29 protein-coding genes and 1 tRNA gene are annotated in these 19,910 nt (G+C 38.1%); 17 read left to right on the top strand and 13 right to left on the bottom strand.

Annotated elements, in window-relative coordinates:
• The first annotated feature begins 318 nt into the window (after positions 1–318).
• Positions 319–519 (top strand): cold-shock protein, encoded by a 201-nt coding sequence (locus OMU_RS04995; protein WP_016178879.1) that lies wholly within the window; start codon positions 319–321, stop codon positions 517–519.
• A 75-nt stretch (positions 520–594) separates the two neighbouring features.
• The gene (locus tag OMU_RS04990; RefSeq protein WP_016178878.1) at positions 595–828 is read left to right on the top strand and encodes a hypothetical protein; all 234 of its coding nucleotides are present in this window, start codon (positions 595–597) and stop codon (positions 826–828) included.
• Between the two features lie 100 nt (positions 829–928).
• Here OMU_RS04990 and OMU_RS04985 read toward each other — a convergent pair whose 3' ends face one another.
• Positions 929–1,396 (bottom strand): ImmA/IrrE family metallo-endopeptidase, encoded by a 468-nt coding sequence (locus tag OMU_RS04985; protein ID WP_016178877.1) that lies wholly within the window; start codon positions 1,394–1,396, stop codon positions 929–931.
• A 4-nt stretch (positions 1,397–1,400) separates the two neighbouring features.
• Positions 1,401–1,727 (bottom strand): helix-turn-helix domain-containing protein, encoded by a 327-nt coding sequence (locus tag OMU_RS04980; RefSeq protein ID WP_016178876.1) that lies wholly within the window; start codon positions 1,725–1,727, stop codon positions 1,401–1,403.
• A gap of 207 nt (positions 1,728–1,934) precedes the next feature.
• Here OMU_RS04980 and OMU_RS04975 point away from each other — a divergent pair, with 207 nt between their 5' ends.
• The 3 genes from OMU_RS04975 (at position 1,935) to OMU_RS04965 (ending at position 3,079) form a co-directional block, all read left to right on the top strand.
• The gene (locus tag OMU_RS04975) at positions 1,935–2,324 is read left to right on the top strand and encodes a hypothetical protein (protein WP_016178875.1); all 390 of its coding nucleotides are present in this window, start codon (positions 1,935–1,937) and stop codon (positions 2,322–2,324) included.
• Between the two features lie 271 nt (positions 2,325–2,595).
• Complete coding sequence (locus OMU_RS04970) at positions 2,596–2,811, top strand: BhlA/UviB family holin-like peptide (protein WP_016178874.1); 216 nt, start codon at positions 2,596–2,598, stop codon at positions 2,809–2,811.
• On the top strand, positions 2,804–3,079 hold the full coding sequence (locus OMU_RS04965) for a holin (protein WP_016178873.1): 276 nt from the start codon (positions 2,804–2,806) through the stop codon (positions 3,077–3,079). The genes OMU_RS04970 and OMU_RS04965 overlap by 8 nt, the downstream gene beginning before the upstream one ends.
• Before the next feature lie 27 nt (positions 3,080–3,106).
• Here the strand turns inward: OMU_RS04965 and OMU_RS04960 are convergent, their stop codons facing one another.
• Together OMU_RS04960 and OMU_RS04955 are read right to left on the bottom strand one after the other, a co-directional pair.
• Complete coding sequence (locus OMU_RS04960; protein ID WP_016178872.1) at positions 3,107–3,835, bottom strand: class I SAM-dependent methyltransferase; 729 nt, start codon at positions 3,833–3,835, stop codon at positions 3,107–3,109.
• 86 nt (positions 3,836–3,921) lie between these two features.
• A complete protein-coding gene (locus OMU_RS04955) occupies positions 3,922–4,137 on the bottom strand; it encodes a hypothetical protein (protein ID WP_016178871.1) in 216 nt (71 codons plus the stop codon).
• Between the two features lie 616 nt (positions 4,138–4,753).
• On the opposite strand from OMU_RS04955, the gene OMU_RS04950 reads away from it, so the two are divergent.
• Positions 4,754–5,185 (top strand): universal stress protein, encoded by a 432-nt coding sequence (locus OMU_RS04950; RefSeq protein ID WP_016178870.1) that lies wholly within the window; start codon positions 4,754–4,756, stop codon positions 5,183–5,185.
• A gap of 66 nt (positions 5,186–5,251) precedes the next feature.
• The gene (locus OMU_RS04945; RefSeq protein WP_016178869.1) at positions 5,252–5,680 is read left to right on the top strand and encodes a universal stress protein; all 429 of its coding nucleotides are present in this window, start codon (positions 5,252–5,254) and stop codon (positions 5,678–5,680) included.
• 21 nt (positions 5,681–5,701) lie between these two features.
• On the opposite strand, the gene OMU_RS04940 is transcribed toward OMU_RS04945, so the two are convergent.
• On the bottom strand, positions 5,702–6,262 hold the full coding sequence (locus tag OMU_RS04940; RefSeq protein ID WP_016178868.1) for a GNAT family N-acetyltransferase: 561 nt from the start codon (positions 6,260–6,262) through the stop codon (positions 5,702–5,704).
• Between the two features lie 183 nt (positions 6,263–6,445).
• Here OMU_RS04940 and OMU_RS04935 point away from each other — a divergent pair, with 183 nt between their 5' ends.
• Both OMU_RS04935 and OMU_RS04930 read left to right on the top strand, forming a co-directional pair.
• Positions 6,446–7,183 carry a C39 family peptidase gene (locus tag OMU_RS04935; RefSeq protein ID WP_171030556.1) on the top strand — a complete coding sequence of 246 codons (738 nt, stop codon included), beginning with the start codon at positions 6,446–6,448 and terminating at the stop codon, positions 7,181–7,183.
• 227 nt (positions 7,184–7,410) lie between these two features.
• The gene (locus OMU_RS04930) at positions 7,411–7,773 is read left to right on the top strand and encodes a universal stress protein (protein WP_016178866.1); all 363 of its coding nucleotides are present in this window, start codon (positions 7,411–7,413) and stop codon (positions 7,771–7,773) included.
• Between the two features lie 56 nt (positions 7,774–7,829).
• On the opposite strand, the gene OMU_RS04925 is transcribed toward OMU_RS04930, so the two are convergent.
• Positions 7,830–8,513 carry a hypothetical protein gene (locus OMU_RS04925; RefSeq protein WP_227132112.1) on the bottom strand — a complete coding sequence of 228 codons (684 nt, stop codon included), beginning with the start codon at positions 8,511–8,513 and terminating at the stop codon, positions 7,830–7,832.
• Between the two features lie 125 nt (positions 8,514–8,638).
• Here OMU_RS04925 and OMU_RS04920 point away from each other — a divergent pair, with 125 nt between their 5' ends.
• On the top strand, positions 8,639–8,899 hold the full coding sequence (locus OMU_RS04920; RefSeq protein WP_016178864.1) for a hypothetical protein: 261 nt from the start codon (positions 8,639–8,641) through the stop codon (positions 8,897–8,899).
• A gap of 625 nt (positions 8,900–9,524) precedes the next feature.
• Positions 9,525–9,950, top strand: a complete 426-nt coding sequence (locus tag OMU_RS04915) for a universal stress protein (protein ID WP_016178863.1) — start codon at positions 9,525–9,527, stop codon at positions 9,948–9,950.
• A 27-nt stretch (positions 9,951–9,977) separates the two neighbouring features.
• Here the strand turns inward: OMU_RS04915 and OMU_RS04910 are convergent, their stop codons facing one another.
• From OMU_RS04910 to OMU_RS04895, 5 genes are all read right to left on the bottom strand, one after another.
• Entirely contained in the window at positions 9,978–10,238 is a 261-nt protein-coding gene (locus OMU_RS04910; RefSeq protein ID WP_016178862.1) for a hypothetical protein, read from the bottom strand.
• Entirely contained in the window at positions 10,225–10,479 is a 255-nt protein-coding gene (locus OMU_RS04905) for a DUF5960 family protein (protein WP_016178861.1), read from the bottom strand. Before OMU_RS04905 ends, OMU_RS04910 begins: the two co-directional genes overlap by 14 nt.
• 188 nt (positions 10,480–10,667) lie before the next feature.
• Entirely contained in the window at positions 10,668–12,335 is a 1,668-nt protein-coding gene (locus OMU_RS04900) for an autotransporter outer membrane beta-barrel domain-containing protein (protein WP_196004055.1), read from the bottom strand.
• Positions 12,336–12,504: 169 nt separating this feature from the next.
• Positions 12,505–12,587, bottom strand: a tRNA-OTHER gene (locus OMU_RS23155).
• 62 nt (positions 12,588–12,649) lie between these two features.
• Positions 12,650–13,021 carry a hypothetical protein gene (locus OMU_RS04895; protein ID WP_016178859.1) on the bottom strand — a complete coding sequence of 124 codons (372 nt, stop codon included), beginning with the start codon at positions 13,019–13,021 and terminating at the stop codon, positions 12,650–12,652.
• Between the two features lie 206 nt (positions 13,022–13,227).
• Between OMU_RS04895 and OMU_RS04890 the strand changes: the two genes are divergently transcribed.
• Positions 13,228–13,665 (top strand): universal stress protein, encoded by a 438-nt coding sequence (locus OMU_RS04890; protein WP_016178858.1) that lies wholly within the window; start codon positions 13,228–13,230, stop codon positions 13,663–13,665.
• Positions 13,666–13,685: 20 nt separating this feature from the next.
• Here OMU_RS04890 and OMU_RS04885 read toward each other — a convergent pair whose 3' ends face one another.
• Positions 13,686–14,009: a DUF960 family protein gene (locus OMU_RS04885; RefSeq protein WP_016178857.1), complete on the bottom strand. Its 324-nt coding sequence runs from the start codon at positions 14,007–14,009 to the stop codon at positions 13,686–13,688.
• Positions 14,010–14,200: 191 nt separating this feature from the next.
• Between OMU_RS04885 and OMU_RS04880 the strand changes: the two genes are divergently transcribed.
• Positions 14,201–15,088 carry a diacylglycerol/lipid kinase family protein gene (locus OMU_RS04880; protein WP_016178856.1) on the top strand — a complete coding sequence of 296 codons (888 nt, stop codon included), beginning with the start codon at positions 14,201–14,203 and terminating at the stop codon, positions 15,086–15,088.
• Positions 15,089–15,108: 20 nt separating this feature from the next.
• Positions 15,109–15,516 (top strand): pyridoxamine 5'-phosphate oxidase family protein, encoded by a 408-nt coding sequence (locus tag OMU_RS04875; protein ID WP_016178855.1) that lies wholly within the window; start codon positions 15,109–15,111, stop codon positions 15,514–15,516.
• A 44-nt stretch (positions 15,517–15,560) separates the two neighbouring features.
• Here the strand turns inward: OMU_RS04875 and OMU_RS04870 are convergent, their stop codons facing one another.
• Positions 15,561–16,820 carry an MFS transporter gene (locus OMU_RS04870; protein ID WP_016178854.1) on the bottom strand — a complete coding sequence of 420 codons (1,260 nt, stop codon included), beginning with the start codon at positions 16,818–16,820 and terminating at the stop codon, positions 15,561–15,563.
• 424 nt (positions 16,821–17,244) lie between these two features.
• Here OMU_RS04870 and OMU_RS04865 point away from each other — a divergent pair, with 424 nt between their 5' ends.
• The 3 genes from OMU_RS04865 to OMU_RS04855 all read left to right on the top strand — a co-directional run bounded on the left by OMU_RS04865 (position 17,245) and on the right by OMU_RS04855 (position 19,899).
• Entirely contained in the window at positions 17,245–17,817 is a 573-nt protein-coding gene (locus tag OMU_RS04865; protein WP_227132110.1) for a glycerol-3-phosphate responsive antiterminator, read from the top strand.
• A gap of 106 nt (positions 17,818–17,923) precedes the next feature.
• Positions 17,924–18,700 carry an SDR family oxidoreductase gene (locus OMU_RS04860; protein ID WP_016178852.1) on the top strand — a complete coding sequence of 259 codons (777 nt, stop codon included), beginning with the start codon at positions 17,924–17,926 and terminating at the stop codon, positions 18,698–18,700.
• A gap of 77 nt (positions 18,701–18,777) precedes the next feature.
• Positions 18,778–19,899 (top strand): ABC transporter ATP-binding protein, encoded by a 1,122-nt coding sequence (locus OMU_RS04855; protein ID WP_016178851.1) that lies wholly within the window; start codon positions 18,778–18,780, stop codon positions 19,897–19,899.
• The last annotated feature ends 11 nt before the right edge of the window (positions 19,900–19,910 follow it).

Below are 19,910 nucleotides of genomic sequence, written 5' to 3'. Positions count from 1 at the left end.
GTTATTGTTCGTGTTTTCTGCTATTTCTAAATTTATTTAAATAGAAATTGAATGCGTTAGGCTTATCTTAATAAGTCAAGATAAATAACCTCATGTCCAGATCTATTAAGAAAAAAACTGAAAACTTAATATTTTAGATGTTATAGTTGGTAAATGTTCATATTAAGTTTGCTTTTACTCTCCATACGTGGTAAGGTAACTAAGTAATACTTTGATATGTGACTAGTTGGTTATCTATATTTATTAAGATACTTTTTTATTACACGTCATTTTTTATTACAAATAAACACATTTGATGTGTAATTGGAGGTACTTTACATGAATAAAGGTACAGTAAAATGGTTTAATGCAGAAAAAGGTTTTGGTTTTATCACTGGTGAAGATGGCAACGATGTGTTTGCTCATTTCTCAGCTATTCAAGGTGAAGGTTTTAAATCTTTGGATGAAGGCCAAGCAGTGACTTTTGATGTTGAAGAAGGCCAACGCGGCTTACAAGCTTCAAACATTGTAAAAGACTAAAATTTGTTTAATTACGGATGACTAAGAAGATCGGAAACGATCTTCTTTTTTTAATATTTGAAGGAGGATGTTCACATGGCAAGCACTTATGGATTTAAATCTCCAAATCCCTCTTTTTTAGGGGAGCGCTTCTCGGTAGGCCAAGAGGTATTTTTCGAATATAAAAAAGAAACACAACGAGGCATTGTAAAAAATAAGTTGAATAACTCGGCAATTGTTCAAATCATAAAAAGCGAAACAGAGGATCTGAATGATTTCACAACAGTAATTAGTTACGATAGCTTAGTTGATCCGAAAACAGATTTTTAAAAATGAATGATTTTTCCTTGAACTAATTACGATTACTGACATGAAGATAGTTAATTGAAATCGCTCAAATAAACGACCCTAGCCTAGGATCGTTTATTTTTTATTCAAAAAATTCAAATACTCCAATCGTACCATTTGCTCGAAAAAGGATGCGGTAATTTTGATAGGATAACCCCTTTTCATACATTCTTGCATAGACTTTGACCGCATGCTCAAAGGACTCCTTATTTACTCCTAAAAACTCCGCACATTCCCATACGTTTGAAAAACGCTCTTTGTAGCAAGCAATAATATCTTCTGGAGTGACGACCAAGGTAGCGCCAATATCCCTTGCTCGTTGTTCTTGTTTTCGCTGCTCAGTCGTATCCTGACTTATTAGATCGCCTGAGCTAGTTAAATAATGGGCAATTTCTTCGGCAACCGTATCTGTCAGCTCTTCGGAGGTTTGACGAGGATTTAAGTAGACATGCTTGTCAATATACAATCCTTTTTGTCCATCTGGCATGGAAGGATCGAAAATATAGTTGATTCCCTGAAAACTGGCCATAAGTTTTTCTGCTTTATCCATCTGCTCAATCCTTCTTCACGTGCTTATGCTTAATAAAATCGATGTAATTCAAAATATCTTCCATCTGTTCCTCGGTCACTTCATCGTCAATATGAGCTGCGACAGTCATTTGTTTTGCTGAAAAAGAGTTCTTCGATTCTCGGCCATGCAAGTAGTCCAGCGAAACGTTAAAGAAGTCCGCAATTTTATTTTGTGTTTCAATATCAGGTGTTCGTTTTCCTTGTTCATAAGAAGCGTAGGTCGTTTTCGCAATTCCCAATTTTTTTGCCATATCAGTCTGAGTCAAACCAGGTGTTTTTTTTCTTAAATCCTTCAATTGTTGAGCAAACATAGACACACTCCTTTTCACTCTATAATAGCACGATTCGTATTAATTTATCTACAAAATAGAATAAATAAATTTACAAAGTACGCGAAATGTATTACCATTAATTTAGAAAAAATAGTTAACTACGTTTTTAAGCTATGTATCATTAAAATTAATCCGAAGTTCCCTGTAACCAGTGGGGAACGTTAGTTATTTTAAGGAGGAGAGACGATGGAGAAATGGAAGAAAGATTACTTGAAGGGCATCCTACAAGATTATCCTAAGATGGAAGACTATTACTTGGAAAGAAAAGAAAAGCTACTTTTGCATAATCAGAAGACACATCAACGAGCCAATACAGATACCAAGGATAAGAAGTTATTAATCTCAATTTCCCTTGATCGGCAACTGATTAACTTGGAGCGAAATCAGCGAATCATTTCTTTGTGTTTAGAAAATTCGACGGAAGAGACAAGAAAAATTATCAAATTGCTTTATATGACGAATCATCGAAAGGTTAATCTCGATTTGGTAGCTGATCAAGTTTTTTTAAGTAAACGGCAAGTCATTCGTTTACGGGATGCTTTTTTTGAAGAACTAGCCGAACATCTAGGGATATGATGTCTTTTTTTTGGCACTAAAACAAACATACGTTCGTATATAGTGTAAGTAGATCAAATGGAGGGGGGATGAACAGGCAATATATTTGATGAATTTAACAGCGTGGGCTTTGATTGTTTGGAGGTTTTTTGACAGGTGGATTTCCTACTCTTTGACGGCTATAAGTTGTTCGTATAAGGAAATAAAGAAATTTCTGTAGAGTTTAACCCTTCTGAATGAAATTGAAGTCTAGATGGAGATAGATGATTAATTTTTAAAGGAGCGATGAAGCATGGATAACTTTATTTCAACAGTTCTTAACAACCCGGAAAGCATCGGATTTCCAGTGCTTTTTGTATTTTTATTAGTTTGGGTGATGAAGCAAAATAATGCACGTGAAGAGCGCTACTTGAACACGATCGACGATTTAACAGAGTCACTTAAACAAATTGAGAGAATCGAGACAATTGTCAATCGAATACGTGAAAGGATAGGTGAAAATGGATGAGATTTTGACACATATTTTGGCGACAGGGTTGAGCTTTGCACCGATCATGATGATCATAACAGAGGGTGTGAAGCAGACAAGATTAATAGCTACACGGTATTTACCAATAGTGTCATTAATTCTTGGCACAGGGTTAGGAGTAGCGATGGGGCTTCTTTTCAATCAATCGCTAGGGAAATTGGCGCTCGGAGGTCTTGTTGCTGGTGGTATGGCTTGTGGGTTGTATGATGCTACGAATAAATATGGACACAACAGAGAAAATCCCTGAAGACCTATTATCTTCAGGGATTTGTTTTTAGTTTTTCTCCGCCTTCACAATCAGCATCATGGGTCGGCGCATTTCATCCTTCATTCCAGGGATATCCAGCATATTCCCAGGCGGTATTGGTTCGACAATGCGTTTAATTTGAAAGTTATTCGTCATCAAATCATCTAAATAGGTGGTTAAAGTGCGATGATATTTCGTGATATTACTACCGAGAAAATGCGCGTTGCGCTTTCCTTCATAAAAGTAATTATCGACAGGAAAGTGTACAATCGTACCATTTGCATCATAAATCCAGTCTTGAGAACCTTCTGCCGTAAAAATCGGATGCTCAACGGAAAAAATGAATTGTCCGCCGGAAACCAACCAATCTGCCATATTTTTTGCCAATTTTTTGAAATCTTCAATATAATGGATTGCTAGGGAGCTAATGATGACATCAAAGCTATTCGGCTCAAAAGTGATTTTATCAATGCTGTCGTGAAGGTAGCAAATATTGTCAAAGGTATTTTTTTTGCATGCGACCTCTAGCATTTTTTCGGAGATATCAACACCAATGACTGAAGCTGCGCCGTGTTCTGCTGCGTAAAGACAATGCCAGCCATAACCGCAACCCAGGTCCAATACACGCTTTTTCTTAAAATCAGGCAGCAATCTTTTTAACGTCTGCCATTCGCCAGCCCCATCCAAGCCTTGTTGACTGCGAGTCATCTGACTGTAGCTTTCAAAAAATTTCTCATTATTATAAATGTTTTTCATTGTAATTCCTCCATGTAATTTGTATTTGGTTAAACTACATGGAGAAACTCTCTCTTATGTGCGATCATTGTTAGTCCTCGCTTTCGTTAGATTTCATTCATCCAATAGGTGCGATCAATCGGTTCGACGAAAATCTCGAATGCGATGGATTCGTTTTCAATAATATGAGTAATTCCATGAACCAGCAAAAATTTGTCAGGCTGTCTTAGCTGCAACGTGTCACCTACATTAGGAAGTAGTGTAAGATCAATGGTTCGTTCTTCTTTTCGAGTGAGGATATTTTTTAAACTAGCTTTATACATGTCTGTTCCTCCATTTGTACTTGTGTATCACAGTACATAGTTTAACACACAAAGACCGGAGAAAAAGAAGTGATTTTCGTTTAAAAAATCCTTTTCGGTAAAGAAAGAAGTTGAACTTCACCGTTCTCAGGATCTAGCTAGATAGTATCTCGTAAGTAGTCAAACTGAGAAAATGAGGACCGAAAAAAAGACCGGCCAAAGATGGCAACGGTCCACAAGTGAAAAAAACAAATTCTATAAAGGATGGGTAATACCCAGTTTTTACTATAATAGGAAAAGGCTTTCTTGGCAATTTTTTTGCTCAAAAAGAGCCGTCGCAGGGCAACGACGGCTGGAGTCCTGGGAAGGAACTCGGATAAACAAATGAACTACTGTAACCTTAATGGATTGTCGAAAAAGATACAAGAAAAATGCTCAGAGAATAGCAGAATAGTATAAACAAATGATTTATTTAAGTAGATAAGATTGAAGAGGGTAAAATGGTTAGTTATGTCGATAGCTTTCTAATAGTGATAATTTTGTACGCAGTTCAACGAAGGAGATACTAAGTAAAAAGTTGATTTCGTTTCACAGATCGTTTATTTTCCTTTATAATTTAATAAAGGAGGCGGTTACAATGATGAGTAAATACAAAAATATTTTAGTAGCGATCGACGGATCTGAACATTCAGAGCATGCTTTTGATGAAGCCGTTGAAGCAGCCAAACGTCACGATGCCAAACTGAATGTTATTTCAATCATTAATGACAGTGAACTCTCCACCAGCGCTTTTTCTTTTAGCAAAATCTATGCGGCGGAAAAAGAGCAAATTGAAAAAGAAATGTTGAAAAAAGTTCATGACGCAGCGCGTAAAGAACTTGAGAATGTGGAACCATTTGTTGAATTGGGCAGTCCAAAAGAAAAAATTATTGAGTTTGCAAAAGACAATGACATTGATATGATTTATCTTGGTGCTACCGGAAAAGGCGAAATTCGCCTGTCTCGAATTGGCTCCACCGCAGCTTATGTTGTTAACCATGCCCCATGTAGCGTGACTGTCATTCGTTAGATGTCTTGATAATAAAAGAATGGTATAGGGAAAAAATAAATTCATTAGTTTGAAGGAGCAGATAATATGATCAGTAGATATAAGAATATTATGGTTGCTGTGGATGGATCTGATCAATCGGAGGGCGCTTTTTTTGAAGCGATCGGTGCAGCAAGAAGAAATGAAGCTAAATTGTACGTCGTTCAGGTGATTGATGATTCTAGTATTTTAATGAGCAGCGCGCAGCCGATGGAGGATATCCTAGCAGAGGAATCTCAACGAGCTAAACAATACCTAGAGAAACTAAAGGAACGTGGTCGCTATCAAAACATGGAACTTATTCAATACATTGGTAATCCCAAAAAAGCATTAACAGAAGAATTGCCGAAGCAATATGGTATTGATTTGATTTACGTGGGTGCAACAGGTAAGGGGCGCTTTCAACGTCTACTAGTTGGTTCAACTAGCGGATATATTGTTAATCATGCTCCATGTAATGTGATGGTCGTACGATAAAAAAAGGTTTTGACGAAGGAGTTATTCGTCAAAACCTTTTTTAAATTGTTTTTTCAATAAAGTATAGTGATTCATGTCTCTCAATTTTCCATGAAGCAGTGCATCTTGAGGTTCAGTACTAGTTAGGGTAAAACCGCAGCGTTGGGCTATACGATTGCTAGGAGCATTGTCGACATCGACACAAATTAACAGTTTGTTCATTCCGAAATCATTAAAGGCCAAATGACAAAGGGCTTTAACGCTTTTTGAAATGATTCCGCGCTTGGTAAAAGAGGAGTGCAGCCAGTAACCGATTTCGCCTTTCCCAATTTTGGGGTCAATATTATGAATATCGATACAGCCGCAAATCTTTTGGCCCTGTAGAATGAAAAAAAGATAATCGGTACCATCCGCATATCCATGCAATTTCATTTTGATAAAGTCCTTTTCATCCTCAATCGTTTTCGTTTCCGCCATGACATCAATAAAGGCTTCAATGTGCGATCGATCAGACTCAATCAAAGCTAAAAGTTCTTCAGCAGCTTCTAGCTGAGGAAAGGCAAAAGCTAAATGATCATCAATTTGATAAGTAAAGGCATTCATAGTCAGATCCTCCAAAGATTATTTTATCCAACATATCAGTCTTAGAAATGAATGTCAAAAAAGTATCTAGCAAATCCTTATTTTTATTAATTGAAAGGTTAAAACAACTTAAAATTTAGCTGTTTCGAGGGCTTTTCTTTGTTGCTTTTCATTATAAACCGTATAATTTCGGATGGACTATTAATGTTAGGTGATGAAATGAAGAAAAAAAGAATCGTGATTCTGCTAATTTTCCTAGCAGTGGTTAGTGGAGGAATTTATTTTGCCCAAGGGAAGAATGAACTGACGGAACGGATTGTGACACCTCAACAAAAAAATAAAATCGTGTTAGATGTTCCCTTAGAGAGCCAGTTTGATGATGTTGCCTTGGAAAATGGTTGTGAGGTTACGGCTCTTTCGATGCTATTGCAGTATTACGGTTACGATACAGACAAAAATGAATTAGCAGACGAACTTGATTATCAGCCGTTGTATACAGAATCTGGTAATTATGGAAATCCCCATCTAGGATTCGTAGGGGACATTACCGGTGGAGATGAAGCGATGGGTGTAGCTGTAGAGCCGATTGCAAAATTAGCTAAAGAATATGTGGAGGATGATTATCGTGTAGTCGCGAGTAACAAAAAATCATTCAATAAAATCATGGCTATCGTAGCCGGCGGCACACCAGTCTGGATCGTCGCGACGGTGGACTTCCAAGTGCCAAAGGACAATGACTGGTTGTTGTGGGAGACAGATCAAGGAAGTATGTATGTCACGCCATTAGTCCATTCAGCCGTTATTACTGGCTTTGATCGTAAGGAAAAAATTGTTTACGTTAATGATCCTTATGGGTATCAAAATCGTGAAGTTGATTGGTCTGATATGAAGCAAGTCTATGAGGAATCTGATCAGCAGTCATTGTATTTAGAAAAAAATTAGTCATTTTTTACCACGTCAAGTCATTTTGAGGTGGTTTTTTAATGTTCTGTGAATAAAATTTTTCGTTGTGAGGAACATTGGTATTATAGGCTTATCACGGTGAAAAAGAGCTTACAAATGCTTGCCCGCTTGTTATACTAGAATAAAAATGGGAAAGGCTTATGAATGAACGCTATTACAATATTTTGGCTGCGGTAGATGGATCGCCACAGGCTCATCAAGCATAAATGGAAGCTGTTGAAGCCGCACGTCGAAATAACGCACGTTTGTATAACGCACAGGTGATTAATAGCAGCGGCTTACTACTAAATAGTGCAACGCCAATCGCCCAAATAATCGAAGAAGAGAAGAAAGCCGCACTCAAACTGTTAGAAAAAGAGTTTTCAGGAATTGAATATTACAATAAACAAATGATCATTTGTGTGGAAAGTCCTAAAAAGGCTCTTTATTTTGAACTACCTGAGGTATATAAGATTGATCTGATCTATATTAGCGCTACTGGTAAGCGAAGGCTTGAACGAATGCTTGTCGGATCAACCACCGATTATGTTGTCAATAATGCTCCTTGCGATGTCATGGTCGTGAGATAAAAATAGATTTATAATCCAAATTAAACAACTTAAAACATCTAAAAAGGGCTGATAGATTATTCAACCCTTTTTGTGTTTAGTATTATTAGTGATCGTTGTGCCTCAGGAATAAATTGTTCTTCCTCCACTAAAAGTGCTTTACTTTGGGGAAAAGCTGAAAAGCAGATCAAAAATTTCCACTGAATCAATAAGTCTGATTTGTATGAATTTCTAATTTCAAGTAGAGATTGATAATTTTGTACAGTTGCCAAACTGGGATTATAAAAAGCCATATAACCGATCGCATCAATCAACTCCCGCAGCTTCGAATTTGGAAGCTGTGTTGCAGCTTTTAAAAGAACTGGAAAAATCTCTGGTTTCATACGTCCCAGTGATCGAGCAATCAAATCTCGCGGCAAGGGAAAAGATTTCTTTTTTGAAGGAGCCACTGGGAAACGGTGCTGATTTGTTCCAATTTCGGCAAGAAAAGGAATCATTTGCTGAGCAGTCATTGAATCGCCGCTTTCTAGTTTTTCCGTAATGGCTAATCGAGTGTAGAGGGCTGGTTCCTTTATCAAAGAATGCAATAAAATGTTTACTGTATCACAATTTATTGGCAAAAGCTTTGCAGAGATAGTCCGTTCGTGGGCTTCTTTTGAGGAAAGTAACTCTATTAATTCTGCAAGTTGTTTCTCTTTATATGGAAAGAGTTCATTATTTTCAGCCCATCCACGTCGTTTACGCTGCATATATTTATCCAAGTGATCCACTCCCTTTTTAAGAGTATAACAGAAATTCTCGTTATATAATTTTGTGTTTTTATTCACAAAATCGTTGATTTCTGATACTCTCTATGATATTATCGAAAAAAGAAGGAGTGATGGGTATGAAAAAAGTAGTCGCGAATCCAATGGAGCTGCGAGATGCTATTCGTTGCGAGAAAAGAAATATTTCAATCACGGGCGGCTTTGCTAAGATGATGCAGCCATTAGTAACGGAGAAAGAAGTGGACGTTGAAAAACTAGATTTACCGACTTTTGTTAAGTTAGCTTTGGATCCTACCACCATGGAGACCTTATCTACTGCTTATCGAGTTGCTACCAAAAATGGAAATGCTGGTGTTGAACTAGAATACGTAAAAATCTAATTTTTTTCATCTTTCTTGTGAAAATATTATCAAACTAGAATAGTAATATCCTTGTAGTAATATGCTTCAAGGATATTTTTATAAGAACTAAATCGGCTAAATATATTGATAAAAGTAATTTTTATAATTTATTTCTAATGTAATTAAAAAAAGGGAATACTTTCATGGAATAAAAATATTTAGTAACATTCAGAATAAATTTAAAAATGTTAAAAAAACAATTCGTAAAATCACCAAAATTGCAAAGAAATCTGTTAAAATATGAATATGAGGAAGACCTCTCTCAATCTTTCTTAGCTAGTTTTATTTGACTAGCATCCCCTTTAAGCACCTTGTGATCAAGGTGCTTTTTTTGGTTATAGGAAAAGTATTAAATTTTCACATGATTGAATCGCTTTACAACAAGTATATGCATGTTCTGCTTTTGTGGGTGGTATATGAGGAAATGAACAATGATTTTATCCTGAAGTAATTATTAACGATAATTGATCTGTAGGTTTTCTTATTAAAAAAGGATATCTAGTAAAGTCGTCGTGTCCTAAAAGATCTTAATAAAGAAAGCGTTTACTATTTGCTGTACAAATATAGTCTGAATTCGTTACAATAGAAAAAAGGGGGTCTTATTATGAAGGAATCATACAAAAAAATACTTGTCGCAGTTGATTTATCCGAACAGGCACGTCGAGCCTTCCAGGAAGCTATCGAAGTCACCCGCAGAAATGATGCACATTTGTATATTTTAATCGTATCTGACACCAATCATTTAGGAGCTGAACCTTACGCTGTAGATCATATCGTAAAGGAAGCACAAAAAGCTGCAAGTACTGTTGTGGAAGCATTAGAAAAAACGATCCCAGAGGATATATCCTATAACACTGTCGTTGATGATGGAAATCCAAAAGCTAAAATTGTTGCTTTTGCAGAAGAGAAAAAAATTGATTTGATTTTGATGGGCGCTACCGGAACGGGAACTTTCTCTCGGTTATTATTAGGTTCTACAACAGCATATGTTGTCAATAACGCACCATGTAACGTAATGGTCGTTCGATAAAAAAGAAGCCAGCACATTTGCTGGCTTTTAGCTTGCTGTTTGATAGTTTTGAATATCATTCATTAATTTGGTTCTGCCTAAGACCGCGTATTTTGCGACAATAAATTGTCCTCGGGTATTTCGTTTTCCTAATACAACAATTTTCATACCAGCTTCGACATCTGCCAAAAAATTTAATGAATGGGTGGCAATCAGACAGTTGATGTTTGCGAGTTGAAAATAAACTAAAGGCTGTTGCGAGAATTGAATGATTTTTAGTTTCGTGACAGTTCCTTTAATTGACTCCATCCTTTTTCCTCCTTGTATGAATGCCTTTGAAAACGAGCTCGTCATTTCTACGTTCAAACTGAAAATAGATATCCTTTTTGCGACCGGTCTTTTTAGCAGGGATGACAAAATAATCACGATTTTCGGCATCCATCTTGGCGGTAATTTGGCTTAAAAATAAAGCTAGTGGCAGGGAGTCTTTTACTAAAGAATCATACGTTCGGTAAAATATTTCAACAGAATCTGGACTAATCATAGACATGGTCATCACCTCAAGATTATTATACGAACATTTGTTCGATAAGTAAAGTGTTAAGTTGAAGTCTTTTAAAATAAAATACGCGAAGAAATGAGAAATTCTGCTTCGAGCATGTCATATGAAAGTTAAGGCTGAAAGATAAGAGAAGCACGCTTGCAAAGGACAAGCGTGCTACGTATTTTTAAAAGTATTTAGTGTCTACGTTTGGTTCTTTTTCCCATTTTTTTCAGGACTAATGCCCCTGCTATAATGATTACCCCACCGAAAGCAATCCATAGAGGATAGTTTTCTTGTTTATTAGATTTGACAGCTGTAGTAGGTTTTTTCACGCTAGATGTAACTTCAGCTACGGTATTCTTTGTGTTGCTTGTTTTGGTTGTGTTGCTTTCGTTGGTAAAGGAGGTTGATAAATGATAATGCTGGTCAAAGTCTGTTCGATCAATAGATGGTTCGCTTAATTGGTTGTTCTCATTTAAATTGGTTTGAGTCGAGTATGTTCCAGTGACTGTTAATGTTGTTGAACCAGTTCCTTCTACGACGGTTTCGCCATCTGCTATGATCGTCGCGGATTTTCCATCCTCGTCAACAATTTCGCCGCCTGTCTCCAAATTTAAGTTGGTTATCTGTGAATCGGCGGTCATTACCCATTTAGACGTTTTATCAATTGTTACAGTGATCGGGGTTTCACTGGCTGCGGTATTCACTTCGTTTGCAGTGATTTCGGTCTCGCCGTTGTAAGTCGTTTCTTTGGTTAAAACGAGATTGAGACTGCTAATAGAGTCCACACTGATCTTACCGGACAATTCTTGATTGATTCCAATAAAGTTCACTTTGCCGCCATTACTGCCGGCTGTCCCCCAATTATTGGCATTATTTCCCTGAATCGTTAATAGCGCTGCCTTATCGCTATCAAAATCTAACGTATTATCCTTCAAGATAATGTTTGCTTCAGTATTTGTTACATAAAACATCGTTCCTTCAGTGGCACTTTTCAAAGTGGAATTAACGGCTTCAAAATTTGCTGTTTCACCAGTGGATGCTTCGGCGTCACCTGACGTGGATTGATAAATAATTACACCGTTTGCGACAGGATCACTGCCTGTTGTTCCGGTTAACTTACTGATTAATTCAGAATTGTAGATTTGAATGGAGTTATAGCCTTCCATACCAGCAATCTGGCTGCCCGTAGCCGTACCTTTGACATTACTCACTTCAATGTCACCCGTGGAATATAGTAGAGGTGAGCCTGAGCCTTGTGTTGCAAGCTGGCTATCAGTGACTGAAACATTTCCGCCGCCGCGATCTGTTGCTAACGCCGCGCTATGATCGCCTTTGGTACTGACGGAGGTTTTGTTGGCAATGATGGTGCCGCCGTAGGTTGCATCCATCCCCCGAGAATTGTCCGATTCTGTCGCGATGGTATTGTCATTTGCATAAATCGTTCCGCTATCTGTTGCGAAAAGCCCATTACTTCCTTTATCGTTAGCAGTTAATTGACTGTTAGAAAGATACGCAAAGGAATTCTCGTTTACTGCCAACAGGATTGAATTCAATCCATAGAAATTGCTATTGTCATCGTTAGCACTTGCGCCGGCTTTTTCTAATGTACTTTTCTCAAGCGACAAGGTTCCACCATTTTTTACTAAGGCAGTATTTTCGTCATTGCCGTCAGAGCGTTGCTTTTCGGAATTAGCTTCTATTTCCTGATTATCAGCGATTAAGCTGCCCTTCAACTCTCCTGTATAATCATAAGTCATAGTATCTGCGCCACCCATTCCACCGCCATCTGGTGGAGCGGCGGGAACACTGCTTTGTTCATTAGTGAATCCGATAATAGGGAATGTGGTTGTACTTAACATTAAAGTGCTTATTAGTGTAATGATTACTGACTGCTTTTTTTTCAAAAAAACGCCTCCTACTAATTTCTTCTTGTGTCAATTGTAGAAGGAGAACCTTAAATGAGCCTAAAAAGGTTGAATCATTGATTTTTTTCGAAAAAAAAGAAGCTTCTCAGCTTCTTTTGAATTATGTGGATGACAGGAATCGAACCTGCACCTCTATCTTAAATGCGGACTACATCATTGAACGAGTAAAACACCAAGTTCATCCACGATTACAAGTATAGCGAATCTTGTGTGGATTTGAAAGAGGCCTCTCAGCAATTTAAAAAATATTATACTTTGAGTTTTTTCTCGTATTCCTCTGAAAATTCCTTTGCAATGAGCCAGCCGTAGCTTTCAGTGATGGCGGCAGCGGTGGAGCCATTAACAATATTACCTGCAACAGGAAGTTTTCCAGCAAGGAAGCGTGCGGTCATTTGTCCAGCTTTTTGAGCTAGAAATTGGGTGGCAAGAGCTTTTGCGGCACCCTGTTCGAGTTTAATATGAAAAATTTTTCCCAAAGCAATCACCATAGCGGTTTGGATTGGTAATAAAACGGTGGCATCAGGAAAAGGCAATTGTGCCATTCCTGCCCCAACACCTGCTGCGGCAGTGGATGCGCTATGAATAATGAAATGGGCTTTTCTTCTTTGGGTTTTATTCATCTCTGATTCTCCTTACTTCTCTGGATAATTCATGTAAAAAATTGGATTGAGGCAAGTCTAGCATTTCATCACAAAAAGTACAATTTTTCAGCTGGTTTTTTAAGCAGTTTTAATGATTAGACAGTGAAAAAATAAAGAGAAATGGTCATTTTCATTTTTCGAAGAATCAGTAGAATGATAAAATAAAGGTGAAAGGGGCGGCAAAAATGGTTGATGAATATAAAAATATTTTAGTTGCTGTAGATGGTTCAAAGCAGTCAAAAAAGGCGTTTGATGAAGCGATCAATATCGCGAAGAGAAATAGGGGCAAGTTAACTCTGGCAACTGTGATTGATACGGCTAGTTTCAGTGGAACAACCGGCGGAAATTCAATTCCATTGATGCAGGAAGTCCATGAAAGAGCGAAAGGGATTATCACAGAACTAGAGCATCATCGGATAGCAGAGGAGCAGGAAGTTCACCTAACTTCTCAGATCATCGCTGGTAATCCTAAACGAGAGATTGTTGAATTGGCGAAAAAACTGGATACGGATCTGATTGTGATGGGGGCAACAGGATTGGGCGCGCTTTCCTTATTACTGGTCGGTTCTACAACTGCTTATGTGGTTAATCAAGCACCTTGTAATGTAATGGTCGTAAAATAAGCACAAAAAAAACGCCTGACTTAGTCGGACGTTTTTTCATCTAGTGTCATAATCAATTCATTTCCATCATCATAGACATACATGATTTTAGGAAATTCGATCTCTTCGTATGCTTCAACATAAGGTGCAGTGATCCCGTCTGAAAAGTAAGGTTCACTTTGGGAGTAAACGACACTTAAAGTACGAGCAATTTTGTTTTTAAAAAAGTGAAAACGTTGTGGTGAGGTAAGCGGCAACCCCTTCATCGGACGCATAAAAATCATATGCCATATTTCCTGCTGCATATGTTCAGGAACAGTATTAAAAGGAACCTCACTTCTTCGTGGTTTTGTCGGTTCAAACATTTTTCTCAACCCTCTCTTAGCTTTATCATATCAGGTTTTACGAAGAAAAAAAGTCAAAGCAATCAAATTCTTACAAATTAGTTCGTCGAAACAGTTTTTTTAGGTTAAAAATGATAAGGTGAAAGGGAACAGATAAAGATTTTTAACTGATAAAAAAATTCTTACTTAACAAATGAACGAGGGTGAAAAAGATGCGTTATGGAATTTTTTTTAATCCGAATGCAGGAAATGGGAATGCTGAAAAATTAGCAAAAAAAATGCAAGAAAAATTTAAACAGGCTGGACACGAAGGTGAATTTTTGACTGCCCCTGATCCTGAAAAGGCAGTTGAAACAGTGAAAGAGGCCATTGAAGAGTATGACGGAATCGTGGCGATTGGCGGAGATGGTTCGCTGAACATCGTGGGGACAGCGTTTGTTCAAGCAGGAAAGGCAATACCTCTAGGAATTATCCCAGGCGGAACCATTAATAATTTTGCCAAACGCTGGCATTTGCCAATGGATGAAGAGGAAGCGATGGATATAATCATTGCAGGGTATCAACGTAAGGTTGGGATCGCAGCCTGTCAAGATCGGCAAAAAGCTGTTATCAGCTCTTTTACTTTCGGATCGTTTGCGGATATTTCCAATGAGGTTCGACAGAGCGAAAAAAAGAAATTCGGTTTAATCGTCTATCCTTTAAAGGCCTTGAAGCAGCTTGGCAAAGATAAGTCTTATCCGGTAGAGATTAAGACGGATAATTTTCATGAAAAATTGGAGGTCTGGTTCTCCTTGGCGACGACTACTCATTCAATTGGCGGAAGGACTTATGTGGATTCAGATTATGATGAACTTCATGTCAGCATTTTGCACAACATGCGTTTTCGTAAATTATTCCAGCTTATTCGACTTATCTTTACGGGACGTTTAAAAGATTCAGATACGCTGACGTATTTAGAAACCAGCACGTTGGAATTAACGCCTTTAACAGATAAAAAGATTTATTCTCGAATCGATGGCGATAAAGGCCCAGCTTTACCGTTAACAGTGGAATTTATGGCAGATTTTGTGCCGCTTTATGTACCAGAAAATAAAAAGTAAAAGATAGGAGGCTTTTGGAAATGGATAAAAATATGGAAACATTATTAGCTAATGCCGATACATTTACACTGATCACGATTGATAATCGTGGTTTTCCCAATGCAATTGCTGTTTCACCGCCGCTTGAGCGGAATGGCTTTTACTATTTCAAGTTCTATATTAATGGGGATGGTCGAACTGCTGAAAACATTCGACACAATCGTACTGGCAGTCTCTTCTGTTTTGACAAAGACAAGCATGAAAGTATTGCATTAAAGGGCTATTTGTTTGTTGAGGAGTTAGTTGAGTATAAAAAATTGGCCGCCCAGCTGAACGAATTTCAAAAAGATTTGAATTATGAACATCCAGTTATTGCCGTTTTTGAGACCTTGAGTGTCAAACACTATGAAAATATGCATGGAGAATTTCTAGATGTACCTGAGCAGTAAAAAAGTCTCTCCCGTCAACTAGGTTGTGGGAGAGACTTTTTTGCTTAATCGACCTTAGCTGCAATTGTACCTGAAGCTTTTGCTTTTTTAATGATTGTCGTGAGGATGACAGAGAAGATAATACAGCCAATCCCCATGGCGATCGCATACATGAACATCATGTTGAAACCTGCTTTACCAGGATTTGCATCTAGCCAGCCACCAATCATGGTATACATGAATACATCTGGCAGATAACCTAAACAAGAAACAATTCCAGAAACTCTACCAGTCAGTTCAACTGGGAAACCAGCGTCATCAATGATCGCAAAATATTGACTGCGTACTACATAGATTAGGAATAATCCGAAGATGAAGTTCGCAATGATAGCGGTCAAAAGACCAGCGCTGTCTGGCAATATGAGAAAACCAGCGAAGCAAAGCGTCAGCAGACCGGCACCACCAATAATTACACGGATTCGAGAGCCCATTTTATCGGCGATAATCCCACCGATGATTCCGCCTGCCGCTTGAACTAAATAACGTATTCCACCAAGTTTCGTTCCACCTGCTACAGACAAGCCGTACACATTGATTGCATACGTATTGATATAGCCTAAAATTCCGTAAATACTGTAAGCAAAGAAAACAATAGCCACTAATACCCAAGTTCGAGGCATTTTCAATGTTTTGAACATACCGATGACGATTTTAGAGAGTGGTTCTGTATGTGTTTCTGCTGCTGTGTCTTCAATAACAAACCAATTTAAAATACCAATAATAAAAACTGTGATCGCACATACTCTAATTGCCCAAGTTGTCCCTAGAATCTCATTTGAAAAACGACTGTAAACAGCGGTCATTCCAAATACCAATAAGGCATTTAAAAGTCCACGTAAACCTTCCTGCCAACCAAACAAACGTCCTTGTTCGGAACTGTCACCCAACATTCGTGTAGCCTTGATTGCGGCTGACCAATAGGTGATGATTGTAGAAATTCCCATCAAAATGAAAATAATCCGGCTGATCTGAAAACCTGGAAATGTCGAAAACCACCACCCCAAAACACCAGTTGCTAGGAATGAAACCGTCAGTAATTTTCGAGCCGAGAACTTGTCTGCAACGACCCCACCGACAAAGTAAGAAAATGTTGCCATTGTAGCATAACCTGACGAGAGCATCCCCATTTGTGCATTGGTCAGATCCATTGCTTTTTGGATTGGTACATAAAAGGTTTCCCGAATGTAAGGAAGCTGAAAGATAATCCCAGCACCGGCTGAAAGTAGTAACAACGTTCCCCATTTTTTTACTGCTTGCTTGTTCATATAACACCCTCCTGCTTGTGAATTGTTCTGTAAAAAAACGCAAAAAAGAAGCAACGCTTAAATAAGCGTTACTTCTCTCTGCTCTCCAGTAACACCCAAAGTATAGAATTTTATGAAAGCGATGTCAATGATTTTTGAAATAAAAAAGAATCGATGTGCTAGATTCTATTAAATTTTTTTAGAATAAAGTCTAAAAAATGCTGATGTTTCAATGTGTTTTCCAGGTTTCTTTTTTTATTATAGGATTGACGAAACTAGCGTTATCCATTAGACTGTGAAAATACAGAGATTCAAAAAGAAATAAAATCGAAAAAATGAAAAAATATGCTTTACAATATTCATAGCTTGTATTGTAAATTATTGTGAACGAGTTTGTGATATCATCTTTAATGAAAGCGTATTAAATTACTTGATGGGGATAAGGATGGAAATGAAAAGAAAAATTATTCAGATGATGGAGGACAATCCATTGATTGCTGCCATCAATAGTAAACGTAGTTTTGAAAAGGCCTTAACCTGTGATAGTGATATTATCTTTGTCTTGTATGGAGATGTTTGCAGTATTGTTGACATTGTTGATCGCTTGAAAGAGGCAGGTAAGATCGTTATGGTAGATGTTGATTTGATTGATGGCTTAGCCACGAAGGAGACGGCTGTCGATTATTTGAAACGAGCCACCAAAACCGATGGGATTATCAGCTCAAAATCAATCTTACTAAGAGCGGCGAATGCGCGAGGGTTATTTACCATTCATCGATTCTTTTTGATTGATTCGAAATCCTATCATAATCTGCCGAAACAACTGGGAACCTCAAAGGCGGATGTAGTGGAGGTTTTACCAGGAGCGATGCCAAAAGTTTTATCTTGGGTGCAAGACGTCGTGGATGTGCCGATCATTGCTAGCGGGTTAGTATGTGATAAGGAGCTAGTAATGACCGCCTTACAAGCAGGAGCAGTGGCGATTTCAACAACCAATATGGATGTTTGGGAAATATAAAAAAATAAAAAACGGTAGTTGATGCTAAGAGGACAGAGAAAAGCGGACACCAGCTTATTTGGTGTTCGCTTTTTTGTTTTGGATTATTACTAACGGAGGGATACAAATGGAAATCACAGAATTCAATATGGATTTTTTCTCATTAGCAGGAAAAGTAGCTATTGTAACAGGTGGAAATACTGGGATCGGCCGAGCGTTTTCACTGGCTCTAGCAAAATGCGGAGCAAACATTCTTGTTCCAAGTTTGATCGATGATGATGGAACGACACAAAAAATTATTGAAGAGACGGGTTCCTGTTATGTTTTTATGGAAGTAGATTTGACAGAAGAAGGGGTGCCTCAACAGGTTATAGAGCATTGTGTCGAAGTCTTCGGTACAGTAGACGTGCTAGTAAATTGCGCAGGACTCTATTTCTCAGACGATGTACTCAGGTTTGACCGCTCAAAATGGGATCCGATGATTCAATTGAATTTAACGGCGGCATTTGAGATGTCTCATGAAGCATCGAAGGTAATGATTTTACAAAAAAGCGGCAAAATTATTAATATCTGTTCATTGTTTTCATTTTTAGGCGGACAGCAATCCCCAGCGAATGTTGCAGCTAAGCATGGCTTAGTTGGTTTGACCAAAGCTTATTGTGATGAACTTGCTGGCTATAATATCCAAGTCAATGGTATCGCTCCGGGGTACTTGACAACGGATATGATGAAAAATGACCGTGAAGATCCAGAAATAAATCAACAGATTTTGGCTCACGTTCCGGCCAATTACTGGGGGAGTCCAGCAGATTTGATGGGGGCATTAGTCTATTTGGCAAGTTCCGCCTCAAATTTTGTTAATGGACATATTTTGCCTGTTGATGGCGGCTACTTAGTACGTTAGTTGTACGTTAACTTCTAACATTGCGACGAATTATCTTCGTTGCAATGAATTACATAATGGATGGAGGAATCATTGCTATGATCGAGTTCGAACAAGTAGAAAAAAGGTATGGAGAAGATGCGATCGCTGTCCATCCTTTTGATTTGACGATCGAAGATAATCAATTTATCTGTGTTATTGGCACTAGCGGGAGTGGGAAAACAACGTTGGTACGAATGATCAATCGGATGATCGAACCGTCAAAAGGCAGTATCAGGATTAACGGACAGGATGTCACAAAACTAAACGAAGACGAACTACGGCGACAAATTGGGTATGTGATTCAAAATATCGGACTATTTCCCCACATGACAATTCGAGAGAATATCATGATTGTACCGAAGCTGCTGAAATGGAGTGATGAAAAAAAATCGGGAATTGCTGAACGATTGATTCAACGGGTTGATCTACCGTTGGATTATTTGGAACGCAAACCGAAAAATCTTTCAGGAGGCCAGCAGCAACGGATCGGTGTCATTCGGGCGTTAGCAGCTAGTCAAGATATTATTTTGATGGACGAGCCTTTTGGTGCGTTAGATCCCATCACTCGTGATGCGCTTCAGGAGATGATCAAAGGCTTACAGCAGGAGATGGAGAAGACAATTGTTTTTGTGACACATGATATGGACGAGGCGATCAAGTTGGCTGACAAGATCATTATTATGGATCATGGAGAAATTGTTCAGTACGACACTGTTGAAACAATCTTAGAGCACCCAGCCAATGATTTTGTGGAAGAATTGATTGGTAAACGAAAACGTAATAGTTATTACAACAATGAAATGACGGTTTCAGATCTGATGGTAGATCGCGTGCAAGCAATTTCTATTAGTAAATCAATCACTGATGCGATTCGGCAGATGTCAGAAAATAAAGTTGATACACTGCTGGTAGTGGATGATCAGTACTGTTTGAAAGGTTTTGTCGATATTAATTTTATTGAGCGGAATATCTCCAAGCTGAAACCAAACACCTCTGTTTTCGAGATAATGGAAACAGACACGGCTAGTGTAAATCAAAAGGAACGAGTAGCTGATGTGATCGGCCCATTAATTAATCACACGTATAAGTATTTGCCAGTGGTGAATGATGAGGATCATCTTGTGGGAATCGTTACTCGTTCGTCGTTGGTCTCGCTCGTACAGGAACAATTGCAATAGGAGGTGGTAAT

The sequence above is a fragment of the Enterococcus avium ATCC 14025 genome (assembly GCF_000406965.1).
GTDB classification, from domain to species: Bacteria; Bacillota; Bacilli; order Lactobacillales; family Enterococcaceae; genus Enterococcus_A; species Enterococcus_A avium.
This window is presented reverse-complemented; position numbering and strand designations above follow the sequence as displayed.

Excerpts from the sequence above, each read along its gene's own strand:
- OMU_RS04960 (WP_016178872.1), bottom strand. The coding sequence starts at position 3,835 with ATGAAAAACATTTATAATAATGAGAAATTTTTTGAAAGCTACAGTCAG.
- OMU_RS04880 (WP_016178856.1), top strand. The coding sequence starts at position 14,201 with ATGCGTTATGGAATTTTTTTTAATCCGAATGCAGGAAATGGGAATGCT.
- OMU_RS04875 (WP_016178855.1), top strand. The coding sequence starts at position 15,109 with ATGGATAAAAATATGGAAACATTATTAGCTAATGCCGATACATTTACA.
- OMU_RS04870 (WP_016178854.1), bottom strand. The coding sequence starts at position 16,820 with ATGAACAAGCAAGCAGTAAAAAAATGGGGAACGTTGTTACTACTTTCA.
- OMU_RS04905 (WP_016178861.1), bottom strand. The coding sequence starts at position 10,479 with ATGTCTATGATTAGTCCAGATTCTGTTGAAATATTTTACCGAACGTAT.
- OMU_RS04970 (WP_016178874.1), top strand. The coding sequence starts at position 2,596 with ATGGATAACTTTATTTCAACAGTTCTTAACAACCCGGAAAGCATCGGA.
- OMU_RS04855 (WP_016178851.1), top strand. The coding sequence starts at position 18,778 with ATGATCGAGTTCGAACAAGTAGAAAAAAGGTATGGAGAAGATGCGATC.
- OMU_RS04945 (WP_016178869.1), top strand. The coding sequence starts at position 5,252 with ATGATCAGTAGATATAAGAATATTATGGTTGCTGTGGATGGATCTGAT.
- OMU_RS04915 (WP_016178863.1), top strand. The coding sequence starts at position 9,525 with ATGAAGGAATCATACAAAAAAATACTTGTCGCAGTTGATTTATCCGAA.
- OMU_RS04920 (WP_016178864.1), top strand. The coding sequence starts at position 8,639 with ATGAAAAAAGTAGTCGCGAATCCAATGGAGCTGCGAGATGCTATTCGT.
- OMU_RS04940 (WP_016178868.1), bottom strand. The coding sequence starts at position 6,262 with ATGAATGCCTTTACTTATCAAATTGATGATCATTTAGCTTTTGCCTTT.
- OMU_RS04935 (WP_171030556.1), top strand. The coding sequence starts at position 6,446 with ATGTTAGGTGATGAAATGAAGAAAAAAAGAATCGTGATTCTGCTAATT.
- OMU_RS04890 (WP_016178858.1), top strand. The coding sequence starts at position 13,228 with ATGGTTGATGAATATAAAAATATTTTAGTTGCTGTAGATGGTTCAAAG.
- OMU_RS04895 (WP_016178859.1), bottom strand. The coding sequence starts at position 13,021 with ATGAATAAAACCCAAAGAAGAAAAGCCCATTTCATTATTCATAGCGCA.
- OMU_RS04885 (WP_016178857.1), bottom strand. The coding sequence starts at position 14,009 with ATGTTTGAACCGACAAAACCACGAAGAAGTGAGGTTCCTTTTAATACT.
- OMU_RS04910 (WP_016178862.1), bottom strand. The coding sequence starts at position 10,238 with ATGGAGTCAATTAAAGGAACTGTCACGAAACTAAAAATCATTCAATTC.
- OMU_RS04860 (WP_016178852.1), top strand. The coding sequence starts at position 17,924 with ATGGAAATCACAGAATTCAATATGGATTTTTTCTCATTAGCAGGAAAA.
- OMU_RS04980 (WP_016178876.1), bottom strand. The coding sequence starts at position 1,727 with ATGTTTGCTCAACAATTGAAGGATTTAAGAAAAAAAACACCTGGTTTG.
- OMU_RS04865 (WP_227132110.1), top strand. The coding sequence starts at position 17,245 with ATGGAAATGAAAAGAAAAATTATTCAGATGATGGAGGACAATCCATTG.
- OMU_RS04990 (WP_016178878.1), top strand. The coding sequence starts at position 595 with ATGGCAAGCACTTATGGATTTAAATCTCCAAATCCCTCTTTTTTAGGG.
- OMU_RS04930 (WP_016178866.1), top strand. The coding sequence starts at position 7,411 with ATGGAAGCTGTTGAAGCCGCACGTCGAAATAACGCACGTTTGTATAAC.
- OMU_RS04965 (WP_016178873.1), top strand. The coding sequence starts at position 2,804 with ATGGATGAGATTTTGACACATATTTTGGCGACAGGGTTGAGCTTTGCA.
- OMU_RS04950 (WP_016178870.1), top strand. The coding sequence starts at position 4,754 with ATGATGAGTAAATACAAAAATATTTTAGTAGCGATCGACGGATCTGAA.
- OMU_RS04995 (WP_016178879.1), top strand. The coding sequence starts at position 319 with ATGAATAAAGGTACAGTAAAATGGTTTAATGCAGAAAAAGGTTTTGGT.
- OMU_RS04955 (WP_016178871.1), bottom strand. The coding sequence starts at position 4,137 with ATGTATAAAGCTAGTTTAAAAAATATCCTCACTCGAAAAGAAGAACGA.
- OMU_RS04900 (WP_196004055.1), bottom strand. The coding sequence starts at position 12,335 with ATGTTAAGTACAACCACATTCCCTATTATCGGATTCACTAATGAACAA.
- OMU_RS04985 (WP_016178877.1), bottom strand. The coding sequence starts at position 1,396 with ATGGATAAAGCAGAAAAACTTATGGCCAGTTTTCAGGGAATCAACTAT.
- OMU_RS04975 (WP_016178875.1), top strand. The coding sequence starts at position 1,935 with ATGGAGAAATGGAAGAAAGATTACTTGAAGGGCATCCTACAAGATTAT.